Here is a 13,991-nt window from a genome sequence, read left to right as displayed (position 1 = left end):
GGAAAGAGGAAAACATATGATAGATTTTGAAGCTGAGATTAATAGTTACAGGCCAAGCCTGGAGGTTGATGCAATTGAAGATGCCATTGTTAGAAGTGATTTGACGGATATGAATGATCTGATGATGGATCTTATAAAAGAAATCAACAAGGAATAGGCGGTTAAAATATGGATTATGAAAGAAAAACCCGGGTAATTGCAAACAGCTATTACAACATGGGGCTGGAACGGGCAAAGCTCAGAGATTTGTCAGGAGCTTCCGAATGCCTGAAAAAAAGCCTCCATTTTAACAAGTATATGACAGATGCAAGGAACCTTCTGGGGCTGATTTATTATGAGGTTGGAGAAGTGGGTGAAGCCCTTGTTCAATGGGTAATCAGCATGAACTTACAACCGGAAGGAAACCAGGCAGATAACTACCTTGGTGAGATACAGAGAAAGTCAGGCAGCATGGAGACGGAGCGACGTGCCGTGAGACGATTCAACCAGGCCTTAATTTACGCTCAAAGCGGTAGTGAGGATCTGGCAATGCTGCAGCTTAACAAGGTTGTGGAAAGCAAGCCTAACTATGTAAAGGCCCAGCTTTTGCTGGCACTCCTTTGCATAGCCAGAGAGGATTATCAGAAGGCTGGTAAAGCCGTTTATAAGGTATTACAGATCGACCGCAATCATCCAAAGGCACTCTATTACAAGTCCCTGGTCCAGGATACGGCCGGGAATGGAAAAAGTGAGCGGGAACCGGAGAAAAGGAAGCTGAAAAATGTGCTTTCCCACAGGCAGATGGAAGATGACGATGTGATCATTCCCCCAAGCTATCGGGAAAACACCAAGGATCAGGCGGTAGGGAACATACTTGCCGGGCTTTTACTGGGCGCGGCTGTAGTCTTTTTCCTGGTAATGCCTGCCAATACAAAATCCATTAATGAACAGCATAATCGGGAAATATTAAAATACAGCGAACAGTTAAGCCAGACCAACCAGAAAGCTGACAGCCTGACGGCACAGCTTGAATCCCTGGAAACAGAAAAAAAGACTGCAGAAGCTTCCTTAGCTTCTATTACCAGTGATTCAGACAGTGTTCTGGCCCAGTACCAGGCCGTGATTGGAATCCTTCAGGCATATAAAAAGAATGACTTTCCGTCTTCTGTGAAGATTTATGCCGGGCTGAATCCGGATCTTATCACGTCTCCCGATGTTCAGGCAATCGTGGGTGAGATAAGAAAGGATATGGTGGAGAATGGCTGTCCGATTCTGGAGGGCCTAGGGGACAAGGCGATGGAGGCAGGAGATGCCCAGACTGCCCTTGCTTATTACTTGAAATGTCTTGATTTAAAACCGAACAGCTGGCAGGCAAAATACAAGACAGCAGTCATTTATAAGGGAATGGACCAGAAAGAACAGGCCAACGGGCTGTTCTCCGATATCATAAATAACAGCAAAGATGAAGAGCTATCCGCTAAGGCGAAATCAGAACGTGGTTTTTGACATAACTTCCTTAGCTTTAGCTGATAAAAGACACTGCAGAAGAGTAATTTTTTTGTGGTGTCTTTTTTCATTTTTCCGGGCCGTTTTTCGGCGGTCGGGTTACGTTCTTTTTTGGTATTACGGACAGACAATAAGGAATGGAGGAGTATTGCATATGAATCAACCATACTTTACATATGAAGCAGAGGGGCAGACGCTGATTGTCCATCTGCCGGAGGAGTTGGATCATCATAACTGTTCAGGGCTTAAATACGAAACCGATTTAATCCTTTCCGAGAATTACATCAGGCGCATTGTTTTTGATTTTTCAAAGACCAGATTCATGGACTCCTCGGGAATCGGTATTTTGCTGAACAGGTATAAGCAGATGGCTTTAAGCGGGGGAAGCATAGCCATCTACGGTGCAGGCCCCCAGGCTCTCCGCATTCTTAAAATAGGAGGGATATTAAAATTAATGAAATTATATGACTCTAAGGAAGCAGCAGTCACAGGTTGAGGAGGAACGTATGTCAGAACAGAATAAACCAGAAATTCTGAAAATGGAATTGGAAGCCCTGTCAAAGAATGAGGAATTTGCCAGAGTGGCAGTGGCAGTTTTTATGGCAAGGTTGAACCCCACCTTAGAAGAGGTGGATGATGTAAAAACAGCCGTGTCGGAGGCAGTTACAAATACAGTCATCCATGGATATCAGGGAAACGGAGGAATCATTTACCTGGAAGTGGGGATCGACGGCCAGGAAATTGCTGTAACCGTCAGGGATACGGGTATCGGCATCCCCGATATTAAGCTGGCCATGGAGCCTATGTATACCACAGATCCGGATGGAGAACGGTCGGGCATGGGATTTTCCTTTATGGAAGCGTTTATGGATCAGGTGGAAGTAAAGTCAGCTCCTGGAGAGGGTACTGTCGTAACCATGAAAAAGAAGATTAACGGGTGAGCCTTATGGATGAGACCATGAGATTGATAGAAATGGCTCACGAAGGAGATAAAGCGGCAAGGGATCAGCTTGTAACCGACAATTTCGGGCTGGTTTGGAGCATTGTACGCAGATTTACAGGGCGTGGTTATGAACCTGAGGATTTGTTTCAAATCGGCAGCATTGGCTTAATGAAAGCCATTGATAAATTTGACCTATCCTATGAGGTGAAGTTTTCCACTTATGCGGTGCCCATGATAACAGGAGAGATCAAACGTTTTTTAAGAGATGACGGAATGATCAAGGTCAGCCGCTCCATAAAAGAAATGGGGCTTAAGGTGAAAAACGTCAGGGAACAATTAGTGTATCGTTTGGGGAGAGAACCTACGCTGGAAGAAATCGCGGGAGAAATAGGGGCCAGTAAGGAAGAAGTGGCAGCATCCATCGAGGCGGGAGCGGAAGTGGAATCCTTATACCGTTCCGTCAACAAAAATGACGAAAACAGCATTTTACTCATTGATAAAATTGAAGAGGAAAGTTCCGCTCAGGAAGAACTATTAAACCGCATGGTGCTTCGGGAGCTTTTAACAGCACTTTCCGACAAGGACAGGGAAATCATTATCAGGCGTTATTATTATAATGAGACTCAAAGTCAAATTGCGGCAAAGCTTGGAATATCCCAGGTTCAGGTTTCCAGGCTGGAAAAAAAGATTTTAAAACAAATGAGGGAAAAATTGTAGAATAAAATAATTTTATACGGCTCATACTAGTTTTGAAAACCAGAGAAAAGGATGTGAGCACGTATGGAATCCGTAAAACATAAGCTTGTCATGGCGCTTCTTGTATTATGCCTGATTGCAGTAGCCGCTGCTATCTGGTATATGATTGCTGTTATGCCGGATGGAACACAAAAAGAAGGGACGCTTGTAGAAGCCATTCCGGGATGGGAGATGATGGTTTCATGAGCAAGACCGTTTATTTGAATATCAGCCAGATTACAGAGGTGCGGCACAAGGAAATCCAGTTAAAGGATGTGGCAGATGTTTATTGTGACGATACGGCTATTATGAATAAGTGCAAAGCCCTTCGGATCAAGACCATCCATTTGGACCGCAACAAGCGGTATATTGAAAAAACGTTGGATGTAATCCAGAAACTGATGGAAATGGATTCGACTCTTCAGATCAATAATGTGGGTGAAGTAGACTTTATCATAGACTACCACAAGCCCAAAGCTCCCATGTGGGCCTGGCAGTGGGCCAAAACCATTTTTGTCTGTATCGTATGTTTCTGCGGCGCATCCTTTGCCATTATGACCTTTAATAATGACGCCAGTGTTACGGACGTTTTCAAGGAAATTTACCGGATCATCATGAAGCAGGAGTCAAGCGGATTCACAATTTTAGAGGTCAGTTATTCCGTAGGACTGACTCTTGGAATTGTGGGATTCTTCAATCATTTCGCAAAATACAAGATCAATACCGATCCAACTCCGCTGGAGGTGGAAATGCGGCTTTACGAAGACAATATCAGTAAGACCCTGATCCAGAACGATGGAAGAAAGGAGTCGGATATTGATGTTTCTTAGAGAAGTATTTCTTGTTTTTATTGGGCTCAGCGCTGGCGGCATTATAGCAGCCGGCGTTTTTGCTTTTTTGGTAATTATTGGTGTATTTCCAAGACTGATCGGAGCGACCCGCACGAATAAACACATTTTGCTCTTTGAGTCTGTCATCATTCTTGGCGGAGTACTTGGGAATATATGGGATATCTATAAAATTCCCATAGGGTTTGGCGGAAATCTGGCGCTTGGAATATATGGGCTTTCCGTAGGAATCTTTGTGGGCATCCTTGTCATGTCCCTTGCGGAGACTTTAAAGGCCCTGCCGGTGATCGGCCGAAGAATTCATCTGGCGGTTGGACTGCAATATTTGATCCTTTCCCTGGGCATTGGCAAATTAATTGGTTCTCTGATCTATTTTACAGGGAATTTTGGACAATGACTTCAGGTAAAGAATTACCCGGAAAGCATGGACGAGAAGGAGGAAAATAATGGAGATAAACAAAAAAGCATATGAGGCTTATGTAAAACAAGTGACTCCGGTACACAAAAAATGGCCGGGGATTATAAAGGCTTTTCTGGTGGGGGGAATCATATGTACCCTTGGCCAGTATATTACAACCTTATTCATGAATACAGGTCTGGAAAAGGAAGCGGCCTCTGCCTGGACCACTCTGGTTCTGATTGCAGCCACTGTTATCCTGACCGGACTTAATATTTACCCTAAGATTACAAAGTTTGGCGGAGCAGGAGCTCTGGTACCGATCACGGGATTTGCCAATTCCGTTGTGGCTCCGGCTGTGGAATTTAAGGCAGAAGGCCAGGTATTCGGTATCGGCTGTAAAATCTTTACCATTGCCGGCCCTGTCATATTATACGGGATATTAAGCTCCTGGATCCTTGGAGTCATCGCCTATGTATTAAAGGCCTTTCAAATGCTGTAGGAATGAACCGGTCAGAGAAATGGAGAGAGAAAATGCAGATAGGAAAAGCAAGTATTAGATTTGAGGAACCTCCGATTATTGAAAGCATGGCTTCCATAGTCGGTAAAAAAGAAGGCCAGGGCCCTCTGGGAAAATTGTTCGATGTGGTAGAGCAGGATGACATGTTTGGGTCGGACAACTGGGAAAAGGCAGAAAGTGCCCTTCAGAAGCAGACGGCTGATCTTGCCATTGAAAAGGGGGATATCCGGAAAAAGGACATCCGATATTTGTTTGCAGGAGACTTACTGGGTCAGCTGATTGCCACTTCCTTTGGAACGGTAGATTTGGAAATTCCCTTATTCGGCTTGTTCGGTGCCTGCTCCACCATGGGAGAAGCTCTTAATTTAGGGGCTATGACTGTGGCAGGGGGGTATGCGGATAAAGTCATGGCCATGGCTTCCAGCCATTTTGCAACGGCTGAGAAGCAGTTCCGTTTCCCGCTGGGATATGGAAACCAGAGGCCATTTTCCTCCTCATGGACTGTCACCGGCTGCGGTGCGGTGGTACTCACCAAGCACAGGAAAGAAGGAATCGCAGCCATCACCGGAATTACTACCGGACGCATGGTGGATATGGGGATCAAGGACTCCATGAATATGGGGGCTGCCATGGCACCTGCCGCCTTCCACACCATCCAACAGAATTTCGATGATTTCCAGGTGGATGAATCCTACTATGACAAAATCATCACAGGAGATTTAGGCCAGGTCGGCCGGACGATCCTCCTTGATTTTATGAAGAATAAAGGACATGACTTAGAAAAGATTCATACGGATTGCGGGATCGAGATATTTAACAGCGATGACCAGGATACTCATGCAGGAGGTAGCGGCTGTGGCTGTGCGGCTTCCACTCTTTGCTCCTATATCCTTCCGAAAGTTCAAAGTGGTACGTGGAAACGGGTCTTATTCGTGCCCACCGGTGCCCTTCTTTCTACTGTGAGCTTTAACGAAGGTGAGACGATCCCTGGGATTGCCCATGCTGTTGTAATTGAAAATATAGGAAACCTATAGCCATGCAGAAATATTTGTGCTGTTTGTGTGTGAGAGCTTGCGATGCATTAGCCAAATTATAAAAGGCATGGCGAACATTGAACACATAAACAGTAAAGAGAAAGGAGACATCCATGGAATACTTGAAAGCATTTTTAGTCGGAGGAGTGATCTGCGCCCTGGTGCAGATATTAATGGATAATACAAAACTGATGCCCGGACGAATCATGGTACTTCTGGTGGTAACCGGAAGCATCCTGGGCGCGATTGGCATCTACCAGCCCTTTGCTGACTGGGCAGGAGCCGGAGCGACAGTTCCCCTTCTTGGCTTTGGAAATACCTTATGGAAAGGTGTTTCAAAGAGCATGGGAGAGGATGGATTTTTGGGAATTTTTAAAGGGGGATTTACTGCAAGCGCTGTAGGAATCTCCGGAGCGCTGATTTTCGGTTACCTGGGATCTATTTTATTTAAGCCCAAAATGAAGAGCTGACACGGACAGGAAGGAATAAAATTCCGATACAAAAAGGGTGCCTCAAAGACCAATTTGGTTTTTGAGGCACCTTTATGTTTTTTCTTAATAGCTCCAGGGTGGAATCTGCGTTGGGCCGCCAGGATTCTGTGGCCCATGCCCAGGTCCATACTGCTGCGGAATTCCGTTTGGTGAATCTGAATTATCTCCCGGAGGAAGGATAATGGAGTTGGCAGAATGGATGGTACAATAACCTGGCATTGCGTATTTGGAGTCATCCGTTGCCCCTTCTTCTCCCGCAGGAATTGCCATGAATATGGCGGTGGTCCGTTCCGGACAGTAAGGAGTAGGCAGACGGTGGGATACGGAGCAGACCGTTGCACGTACATGATTGTTGCATACGTCGGTGGGAACCGTACCTTTTGCAAAATACTCAGTGTATACCGCGTTGCCTCTGGGGTCATTGTTGCAGACACCGGAGACTGCCAGCTTGCCGGATTTACGGCAGATCTGAGCGGTTTCTATGCTGTCTGGCACTGGAAAGCCAGGATCAGACAACCCTTCATGGACCCTGGTCATGATCTTCCGCCATATGGGCTTGTGGAAGGAGGTGCCTCCGTTTTGCTTTGTAAGCTTTTGGTTGTCATCGCAGCCGGCCCAGATACCAGCGGTATAATAAGGGGTGTAGCCTACGAACCAGATATCATTGTTAGCGGAGGTGGTACCGCTTTTTCCTGCTCCTGACATGCCTGGAATACGAGCAGAAGCACTGGTGGAACTTGGTCCCGAGCTTGAGAACTTTCTGCTGCTTTCCATGGAGCCAGCCATGGCATCGGTTAAAAGAAATGCGGTGGAATCCTTTAATACCCGGTGGGTTTCCGGTGTATTGTCAATTAACACCTTTCCGTCATGATCCAGTATTCTGGTAAAGAATATGGGCTTTTTGTAAACACCTCCATTGGCTACGGTGGCAAAAGCACCGGTCAGTTCTAAGTTGGAAACGCCGGTGGTAATACCTCCAAGGGCCAGAGCCGGGTTATAATCAGTATCGGTTAAGGAGCTGATTCCGAAATTCTTTGCGTATTCCACACCAAGCTGAGGCGTTACGGTTTCCATCAGGCAGCGGACTGCCACGATGTTCATGGAATAGATAATTCCGTCTCGTATGCTGGAGTAGCCTTGATAACCGGAGCTGTACCAGTTGGAAAAGGTCTTATTGCCTACTGTGTAGACGGAATCATAATAAACAGATCCCAGGGTGGCTCCGCAAGTGTCCATGGCAGGTGCAAAGGCTGTCAGAATCTTAAAGGTAGAGCCTGGCTGACGGTATGTGTTGCTGGCCCGGTTTAAAGTTAAGCTGGCAGTCTTTTGTCCTCGTCCGCCGCTTATTGCTTTCACCTCACCGCTTTTCTGGTCCATGAGAACAAAGGAAGCCTGGGGCTGCAGTGTCTTGTGAAGGCTTTCTCCAATAATGGTATCCCCGTCTTTTAGAAGATAAGCCTTGTAACCGTCTATATCGGCCTGAACCGCCTCTTCGGTATTATATAAGCCGTCAAAACCCGTATCTCCGTTTTCCTTGTGATAACGCTTTATATTTTCCTCAGAGTAATGGGTGGTCGTTCCATCCTTATGGGTGACAGACAGCCTGTATTCTATGGAATATCTGGCGGCTGAATAGTTTTCAGGATTGTTGATTTCTTCGTCGACAATGGTTTGAATGTTAGGATCCTGAGTGGTGTAGATAGATAAGCCGCCGCTGTAAAGCATGTTGTGTGCCTGGGTATCCGTATAGCCTAACTGGTCCTTCATGGCCTTTTTAACCTGCTCCACCAGTTCATCTGTAAAATAACTGTAGGGAGTGGAGGTTTCCTTGGTGACGGTATCTACGTTCTGGATCCTGGAATAAACATCTTCGGACAGGGCTTCATCTTCTTCCTGCTTTGTAATATACCCCTGGTCATGCATATATTGAAGTATGACCTTTTGCTTGTCCGAATTGGCTTTTTGCCCTGTGATCGGGTTAAATTTTGAGGGATTCTGAGTGATCCCTGCGAGGACTGCACATTCTGATAAGGTTAAGTCCGAAATGTTCTTATTGAAGTATCTTCTGGCAGCCACCTTAACTCCCAGGGAATTGTTGCCCAGGTTAATGGTATTAAGATAGTTGGTTATGATCTGCTCCTTGGACATGGCTTCATCCAGCTTGACGGCCAAATACCATTCCTGCAGCTTCCGCTCCAGCCGCTCTCCGAAGCTTTTTTCCATTCCGCCCCCGAAGACGCTGTTTTTAATTAACTGTTGGGTAATGGTACTTCCCCCGCCTGCGGAGGAATCCCCTGTCAGTACACCCCTGACAGCACGGAGAATGGAACGTAAATCAATTCCATTGTGATCCCAGAACCGGGAATCTTCATAAGATACAAAAGCATTGACGAGATTCTTCGGAAGTTCATCATAACTGGCTTCCTCCCGGTTGGATCCTGCGGTTACCAAGGTTTCAGTGACGTTGCCTGCGCTGTCATAGACGGTTGTCGCATATTCGTTTGGAACAATGGTTGCAATATCCACGTCAGGAGCATTGTCTATGATTCCTTTTACCATGCCAAAACCAACGCTGGCAGCGACAATGCTACCAAATAAGCATAGTACAAATAGACTCTTAAAAAAGGCAAGAAAGACCTTTGTGGTATATTTCCTTGCTTTTGAATTGGCAGATCGGATCTTTTTCTCTGTTGATTGTTTGCCGTAATTCATAGGAAATCTCCTTTCCACTTTACTGCCCATGTATTTTGGGCATACAGGTATACCCCCAGGGTGTTTCCACTTTACTGCCCATGTATTTTGGGCAAAAAGGTATGCCTGCAAGGCGTTACCGGTACATTATACCAAAAATTGTCGTGCAATTCAACACCTACCATTTTTGGAGATAATCGGCCAAATTATACATGAAAGCTTGCCTGGGCCTGTACTTTTGGGTATAATGGAGGTGGTTGGTTAAAAAGAGGAAATGAGGAAGTTTATGAGAAAGTCTTACAGGATTCTGTATCAGGGTGGTACGGGGGAAATTACAGAGAAAAAATCCCGGTTCATTGCTAATTTAAAACCTGTGGAAACAGAGGCAGAAGCGCTGGCATTTATAGAGGAAACACGAAAAAGGTATTGGGATGCAAGACATAACTGCTACGCCTGGATTATAGGGAGGGGCGGGGAGGAAAAGCGCTTAAGTGATGATGGAGAGCCCAGCCAGACTGCGGGAAAACCCATGATGGATGTTCTGGAAGGAGAAAAGCTTGTAAACCTCTGCGCAGTGGTGACCCGGTACTTTGGAGGAACTCTTCTTGGAACAGGAGGCCTGGTAAGAGCTTATTCAAAGGCAGTACAGGAAGGACTGAAAGCCTGTACGGCTTTAACCGTGGAACCGGCTGTGAAGCTTTCTGTTACCACGGATTATAACGGAATTGGAAAGATTCAGTATCTTTTGGGACAAAGGGAAATCACGACTCTTGGAATCGAATATACGGACCGTGTCGAGCTTACTGTACTGGTTCCTGATGCGGCCTTAGATAAGCTTCGTGCTGATATTACAGAGGTGACAGGCGGGAGAACAGGGCTCCTTCCGACAGGCGAGGTCTACTACGGCATTTTTAATAAAGAGGTTGTTTTGTTTCCAGGATAAAAAAGGATGGTTAAAAGAAACTGTCGAAAAAAGAAGAAAAAATCTTGCAATATGAAATATAGGATGATATACTGGATAATCGTGATAATGTAAATGAAACTAAGGGCAGAATTGGTCCTTAGTTTTTTATGATATGGGAACAGGATTGCCTGTATTATAAAAATGTACTTTGGCCGGTATATCCTCTGGGAGGGCGGGGTACATTCTTTGTTTAAAGAAGAGAAAGAAGAGTACATTTATGAAGATGAAAAGAGAAGACGTAAGAAATGTGGCAATTATTGCCCACGTCGATCATGGTAAAACAACACTGGTAGACGCCCTGCTGAAGCAAAGCGGCATTTTCCGTGAGAATCAGGAAGTCGTAGAGCGTGTAATGGATTCCAATGATATTGAGAGAGAGCGGGGAATCACCATTTTATCCAAAAATACGGCCGTTCATTACAACGGAACCAAGATCAACATCATTGATACTCCTGGACATGCGGATTTCGGCGGCGAAGTGGAGCGTGTTTTAAAGATGGTAGACGGCGTTATCCTGGTTGTGGATGCTTATGAAGGAGTTATGCCTCAGACAAAATTCGTGCTTCGGAAAGCACTGGAGCTTGGACTGTCAGTCGTAACCTGCATCAATAAGATTGACCGCCCGGAGGCAAGACCTATGGAGGTAGAGGAAGAAGTATTGGAGCTTCTCATGGATCTTGATGCCAGCGAAGAGCAGCTTGACTGTCCATTTGTCTATGCTTCCGCTAAGTCCGGATTTGCTAAAAAGACCCTTGATGATCAGGAAACCGATATGGCTCCCCTGTTTACGACAATCATTGAACATATACCTGCTCCGGAAGGCGATCCGGATGCATCTACCCAGCTGCTTATCAGTACCATTGACTACAATGAATACGTTGGACGTATCGGTGTGGGCAAGGTGGATAACGGCAGAATCAGAGTGAACCAGGAGTGTGTGATCGTAAACCATCATGACCCAGATAAATTCCGTAAGGTTAAAGTTGGAAAGCTGTATGAATACGAAGGCCTTAATAAGGTAGAGGTTCAGGAAGCTACCATCGGTGCCATTGTTGCCATTTCCGGAATTGCGGATATCCACATCGGTGATACCCTTTGCGCTACGGAAAAGCCGGAGGCGATTCCGTTCCAGAAGATTTCAGAGCCTACCATCGCCATGAATTTCATGGTAAATGACAGCCCTCTTGCCGGACAAGAAGGAAAATACATTACTTCCCGTCATATCAGAGAGCGTTTATTCAGGGAATTGAATACAGATGTCAGCCTTCGGGTGGAAGAGACTGATTCTCCGGACTGCTTTAAAGTTTCCGGCCGTGGGGAGCTTCATCTTTCTGTTTTGATCGAGAACATGAGAAGAGAAGGCTTTGAATTTGCTGTCAGCAAGGCTGAGGTTCTGTACCATTTTGACGAAAGAAACCACAAGATGGAGCCCATGGAGATCGCCTATGTTGACGTACCTGAGGAATTTACAGGAGCCGTTATTCAGAAGCTTACAAGCCGTAAGGGAGAACTTCAGGGCATGAGTCCTGCCAATGGAGGCTATACAAGACTGGAATTTGCTATTCCTTCCAGAGGTCTGATTGGTTACCGTGGAGAATTCATGACGGATACAAAAGGAAACGGAATCATGAATACGTCATTTGACGGCTATGCGACGTTTAAGGGAGAGTTATCCTACCGTAAGACAGGATCCCTGATCGCTTATGAGCCAGGAGAATCCATTACCTACGGCTTGTTTAGCGCTCAGGAAAGAGGTAGTCTGTTTATCGGACCTGGAGTAAAGGTTTATTCCGGTATGGTTATCGGACAGAATCCAAAGGCAGAAGACATCGAAATCAATGTTTGTAAGACGAAAAAACTGACCAATACCCGTTCTTCCAGTGCAGATGAGGCTCTTAAGCTGACTCCTCCAAGGGATATGAGTCTGGAACAGTGTCTAGACTTTATTGATACCGACGAACTTTTAGAAATCACCCCTTCAAACCTTCGAATCAGAAAGAAAATTTTAGACCCTACCTTAAGAAAAAGGTCATCTAATAATAAAAAGTAATTGACGTAATTTGTAATTTAAAGGAAGATACTGCCTCCGTTAGCCGAAAATTCGGCAAAGAAGCAGTATCTTCTTTTATTTTCCGGCGCATTCTGCCCTGATCTGTCGATATTTTTGGATTGTTTTCTATCATTTTAGAGCATTCTCTCACATAAATTTAATATTAGCTGTGAAGCATATTAGCAAATAAGTGAAAGAAGAGGGGAAATACAATGTCAGAAAAAATGATTGAAAACAACAAAGTGAGCGTCATCGGAGAGATCGTCTCCGGCTTCACCTTCAGCCATGAAGTATTTGGAGAAGGATTCTATATGGTGGATGTTGCGGTAAATCGTCTTAGTGAACAGGCAGATATCATACCGCTCATGATTTCAGAACGTCTTATCGACGTGGAAGGAGATTACTCAGGCTTAACGGTGGAAGCCATTGGTCAGTTCCGTTCCTATAATCGTCATGAAGGAACAAAAAACCGACTGGTACTTTCTGTTTTTGTGAGAGAAGTTCATTTTATAGAAGAGTTTACGGATTACACAAAGACCAATCAAATTTTTCTGGATGGATACATATGCAAAGCCCCCATTTACAGAAAAACACCTTTGGGAAGGGAAATTGCAGATCTGCTCCTTGCAGTTAACCGCCCATATGGAAAATCAGATTACATACCCTGCATCGCATGGGGAAGAAACGCCAGATATGCTTCCGGTTTCACAGTAGGAACAAGAGTAAAAGTATGGGGAAGAGTTCAGAGCAGGGAATACACCAAAAAATTAACGGAAACAGAGTGTGAAAAAAGAGTGGCTTATGAGGTTTCAGTCAGCAAACTGGAATGTGCGGAGTAAAATCTGTTATTTATAAATATGTTAAACACTTAAAAGGCATGCCTTTACGCTGGGGAATATTAAGGAAACAGTAAGAAAACTTGCAAAAATATTAAATTTATGATACTATAATCAGGTTCTAAATTATATGTAAATAATTGCTTTTTAGCTGTTATGAGGTGCTTAAGGATGAATAAAGGTGCAATACAGGTTATATGCGGGGAAGGAAAAGGAAAGACCGCGGCTGCAATGGGTATGGGAATCGGAGCTCTGACAAAGAATAAAACTGTGATCATGATACAGTTTTTAAAGGGCTGCCCCGGCCGGGATTCTTTTGATATTATGAAACGCTTAGAACCTGAGATGAAAATATTCCGGTTTGAAAAGTCCGATTGTTTTTTTGAAAGCCTTTCCAAAGAACAGCAGGAAGAGGAGCGGATGAATATCCGCAACGGTCTGAATTTCGCCAGAAAGGTTGTATCAACAGGAGAATGCGACATGCTGATCCTGGATGAAATCCTAGGACTTCTGGACCAGAAGATCATAGAAGCAGAGGAACTGGCAAAGCTGCTTCAGTCCAAAGTTGATGAGATGGAAGTCATTTTAACCGGTAAGGTATTTCAAAAGGAAATGGAACCTTATGTAGACAGTATTCTGGAAATCAACCATGTTAAAGTTGACAACACAAAATAATGATGATAGTATGGTAACATACATATTAGAGTAGAGGTTGCGTTGCTTATAAGTACCCTGTCCGATGTATCAGGTACAGATGAGGGCAGGGGGAAGGAAGAGACGCCGAAGAACGGTATGGCCTGAGCATGCTTGTTCTGGGCATATGGTTAAGAGCCATATGACTGTCATCCTTTTGGATGGGGAGCTACTTAAAGAAGGATGAGATTACCAGATTCTAAACTTTAAGAGCTGACCCTGTTGTCAGCTCTGTTTTTAATTTATGGAAGTTTATGTCCGGTGAATGGAAAATGCTCCGCTGCGAAAAAACGTTTACTGAGTA

The 13,991-nt window shown here is 44.8% G+C and carries 16 protein-coding genes and 1 riboswitch; of the genes, 15 read left to right on the top strand and 1 reads right to left on the bottom strand.

The features are described from left to right. Nucleotides 1-16 precede the first annotated feature (16 nt). The 11 genes from ACHZES_RS05685 (at nucleotide 17) to spoVAE (ending at nucleotide 6,432) form a co-directional block, all read left to right on the top strand. Complete coding sequence (locus ACHZES_RS05685; RefSeq protein ID WP_166433171.1) at nucleotides 17-157, top strand: hypothetical protein; 141 nt, start codon at nucleotides 17-19, stop codon at nucleotides 155-157. A gap of 11 nt (nucleotides 158-168) precedes the next feature. Further along, complete coding sequence (locus tag ACHZES_RS05680) at nucleotides 169-1,485, top strand: tetratricopeptide repeat protein (protein ID WP_154527013.1); 1,317 nt, start codon at nucleotides 169-171, stop codon at nucleotides 1,483-1,485. A 154-nt stretch (nucleotides 1,486-1,639) separates the two neighbouring features. Beyond that, the gene (locus ACHZES_RS05675) at nucleotides 1,640-1,981 is read left to right on the top strand and encodes an anti-sigma factor antagonist (RefSeq protein WP_038282729.1); all 342 of its coding nucleotides are present in this window, start codon (nucleotides 1,640-1,642) and stop codon (nucleotides 1,979-1,981) included. A gap of 10 nt (nucleotides 1,982-1,991) precedes the next feature. Next, nucleotides 1,992-2,426 (top strand): anti-sigma F factor, encoded by a 435-nt coding sequence (spoIIAB, locus tag ACHZES_RS05670; RefSeq protein ID WP_166429745.1) that lies wholly within the window; start codon nucleotides 1,992-1,994, stop codon nucleotides 2,424-2,426. A 5-nt stretch (nucleotides 2,427-2,431) separates the two neighbouring features. Continuing rightward, entirely contained in the window at nucleotides 2,432-3,145 is a 714-nt protein-coding gene (gene sigF, locus ACHZES_RS05665) for an RNA polymerase sporulation sigma factor SigF (protein ID WP_038282839.1), read from the top strand. Nucleotides 3,146-3,208: 63 nt separating this feature from the next. Next, on the top strand, nucleotides 3,209-3,370 hold the full coding sequence (locus ACHZES_RS05660; protein WP_166429744.1) for a hypothetical protein: 162 nt from the start codon (nucleotides 3,209-3,211) through the stop codon (nucleotides 3,368-3,370). Beyond that, nucleotides 3,367-3,993, top strand: a complete 627-nt coding sequence (locus ACHZES_RS05655; protein WP_038282725.1) for a stage V sporulation protein AA — start codon at nucleotides 3,367-3,369, stop codon at nucleotides 3,991-3,993. Before ACHZES_RS05660 ends, ACHZES_RS05655 begins: the two co-directional genes overlap by 4 nt. Next, nucleotides 3,983-4,408, top strand: a complete 426-nt coding sequence (locus tag ACHZES_RS05650; RefSeq protein WP_038282723.1) for a stage V sporulation protein AB — start codon at nucleotides 3,983-3,985, stop codon at nucleotides 4,406-4,408. Before ACHZES_RS05655 ends, ACHZES_RS05650 begins: the two co-directional genes overlap by 11 nt. A 49-nt stretch (nucleotides 4,409-4,457) precedes the next feature. After that, nucleotides 4,458-4,910 (top strand): SpoVA/SpoVAEb family sporulation membrane protein, encoded by a 453-nt coding sequence (locus ACHZES_RS05645; RefSeq protein ID WP_038282720.1) that lies wholly within the window; start codon nucleotides 4,458-4,460, stop codon nucleotides 4,908-4,910. 32 nt (nucleotides 4,911-4,942) lie between these two features. Beyond that, nucleotides 4,943-5,962, top strand: coding sequence for a stage V sporulation protein AD (gene spoVAD, locus ACHZES_RS05640; protein WP_154527015.1), 1,020 nt, complete (start codon nucleotides 4,943-4,945; stop codon nucleotides 5,960-5,962). 113 nt (nucleotides 5,963-6,075) lie between these two features. After that, on the top strand, nucleotides 6,076-6,432 hold the full coding sequence (spoVAE, locus tag ACHZES_RS05635) for a stage V sporulation protein AE (protein ID WP_038282718.1): 357 nt from the start codon (nucleotides 6,076-6,078) through the stop codon (nucleotides 6,430-6,432). Nucleotides 6,433-6,516: 84 nt separating this feature from the next. Here spoVAE and ACHZES_RS05630 read toward each other — a convergent pair whose 3' ends face one another. Then, the gene (locus ACHZES_RS05630; RefSeq protein WP_038282715.1) at nucleotides 6,517-9,165 is read right to left on the bottom strand and encodes a transglycosylase domain-containing protein; all 2,649 of its coding nucleotides are present in this window, start codon (nucleotides 9,163-9,165) and stop codon (nucleotides 6,517-6,519) included. 265 nt (nucleotides 9,166-9,430) lie between these two features. Between ACHZES_RS05630 and ACHZES_RS05625 the strand changes: the two genes are divergently transcribed. From ACHZES_RS05625 to ACHZES_RS05610, 4 genes are all read left to right on the top strand, one after another. Then, the gene (locus ACHZES_RS05625) at nucleotides 9,431-10,087 is read left to right on the top strand and encodes a YigZ family protein (RefSeq protein ID WP_395548828.1); all 657 of its coding nucleotides are present in this window, start codon (nucleotides 9,431-9,433) and stop codon (nucleotides 10,085-10,087) included. 238 nt (nucleotides 10,088-10,325) lie between these two features. Next, on the top strand, nucleotides 10,326-12,158 hold the full coding sequence (typA, locus tag ACHZES_RS05620; protein WP_038282711.1) for a translational GTPase TypA: 1,833 nt from the start codon (nucleotides 10,326-10,328) through the stop codon (nucleotides 12,156-12,158). Nucleotides 12,159-12,370: 212 nt separating this feature from the next. Beyond that, the gene (locus tag ACHZES_RS05615; RefSeq protein WP_025232438.1) at nucleotides 12,371-12,997 is read left to right on the top strand and encodes a single-stranded DNA-binding protein; all 627 of its coding nucleotides are present in this window, start codon (nucleotides 12,371-12,373) and stop codon (nucleotides 12,995-12,997) included. Between the two features lie 168 nt (nucleotides 12,998-13,165). Further along, nucleotides 13,166-13,669 (top strand): cob(I)yrinic acid a,c-diamide adenosyltransferase, encoded by a 504-nt coding sequence (locus ACHZES_RS05610; protein WP_038282706.1) that lies wholly within the window; start codon nucleotides 13,166-13,168, stop codon nucleotides 13,667-13,669. 23 nt (nucleotides 13,670-13,692) lie between these two features. Then, nucleotides 13,693-13,867: riboswitch (Lysine riboswitch) on the top strand. Nucleotides 13,868-13,991: the final 124 nt, after the last annotated feature.

Origin of the sequence: Lacrimispora sanguinis, assembly GCF_044987295.1 — a bacterium.
In the GTDB taxonomy this organism is placed as follows: Bacteria; Bacillota; Clostridia; order Lachnospirales; family Lachnospiraceae; genus Lacrimispora; species Lacrimispora celerecrescens_B.
Note: the sequence above shows the minus strand (reverse complement) of the source record. Positions and strands in the feature narration are given on the sequence as shown.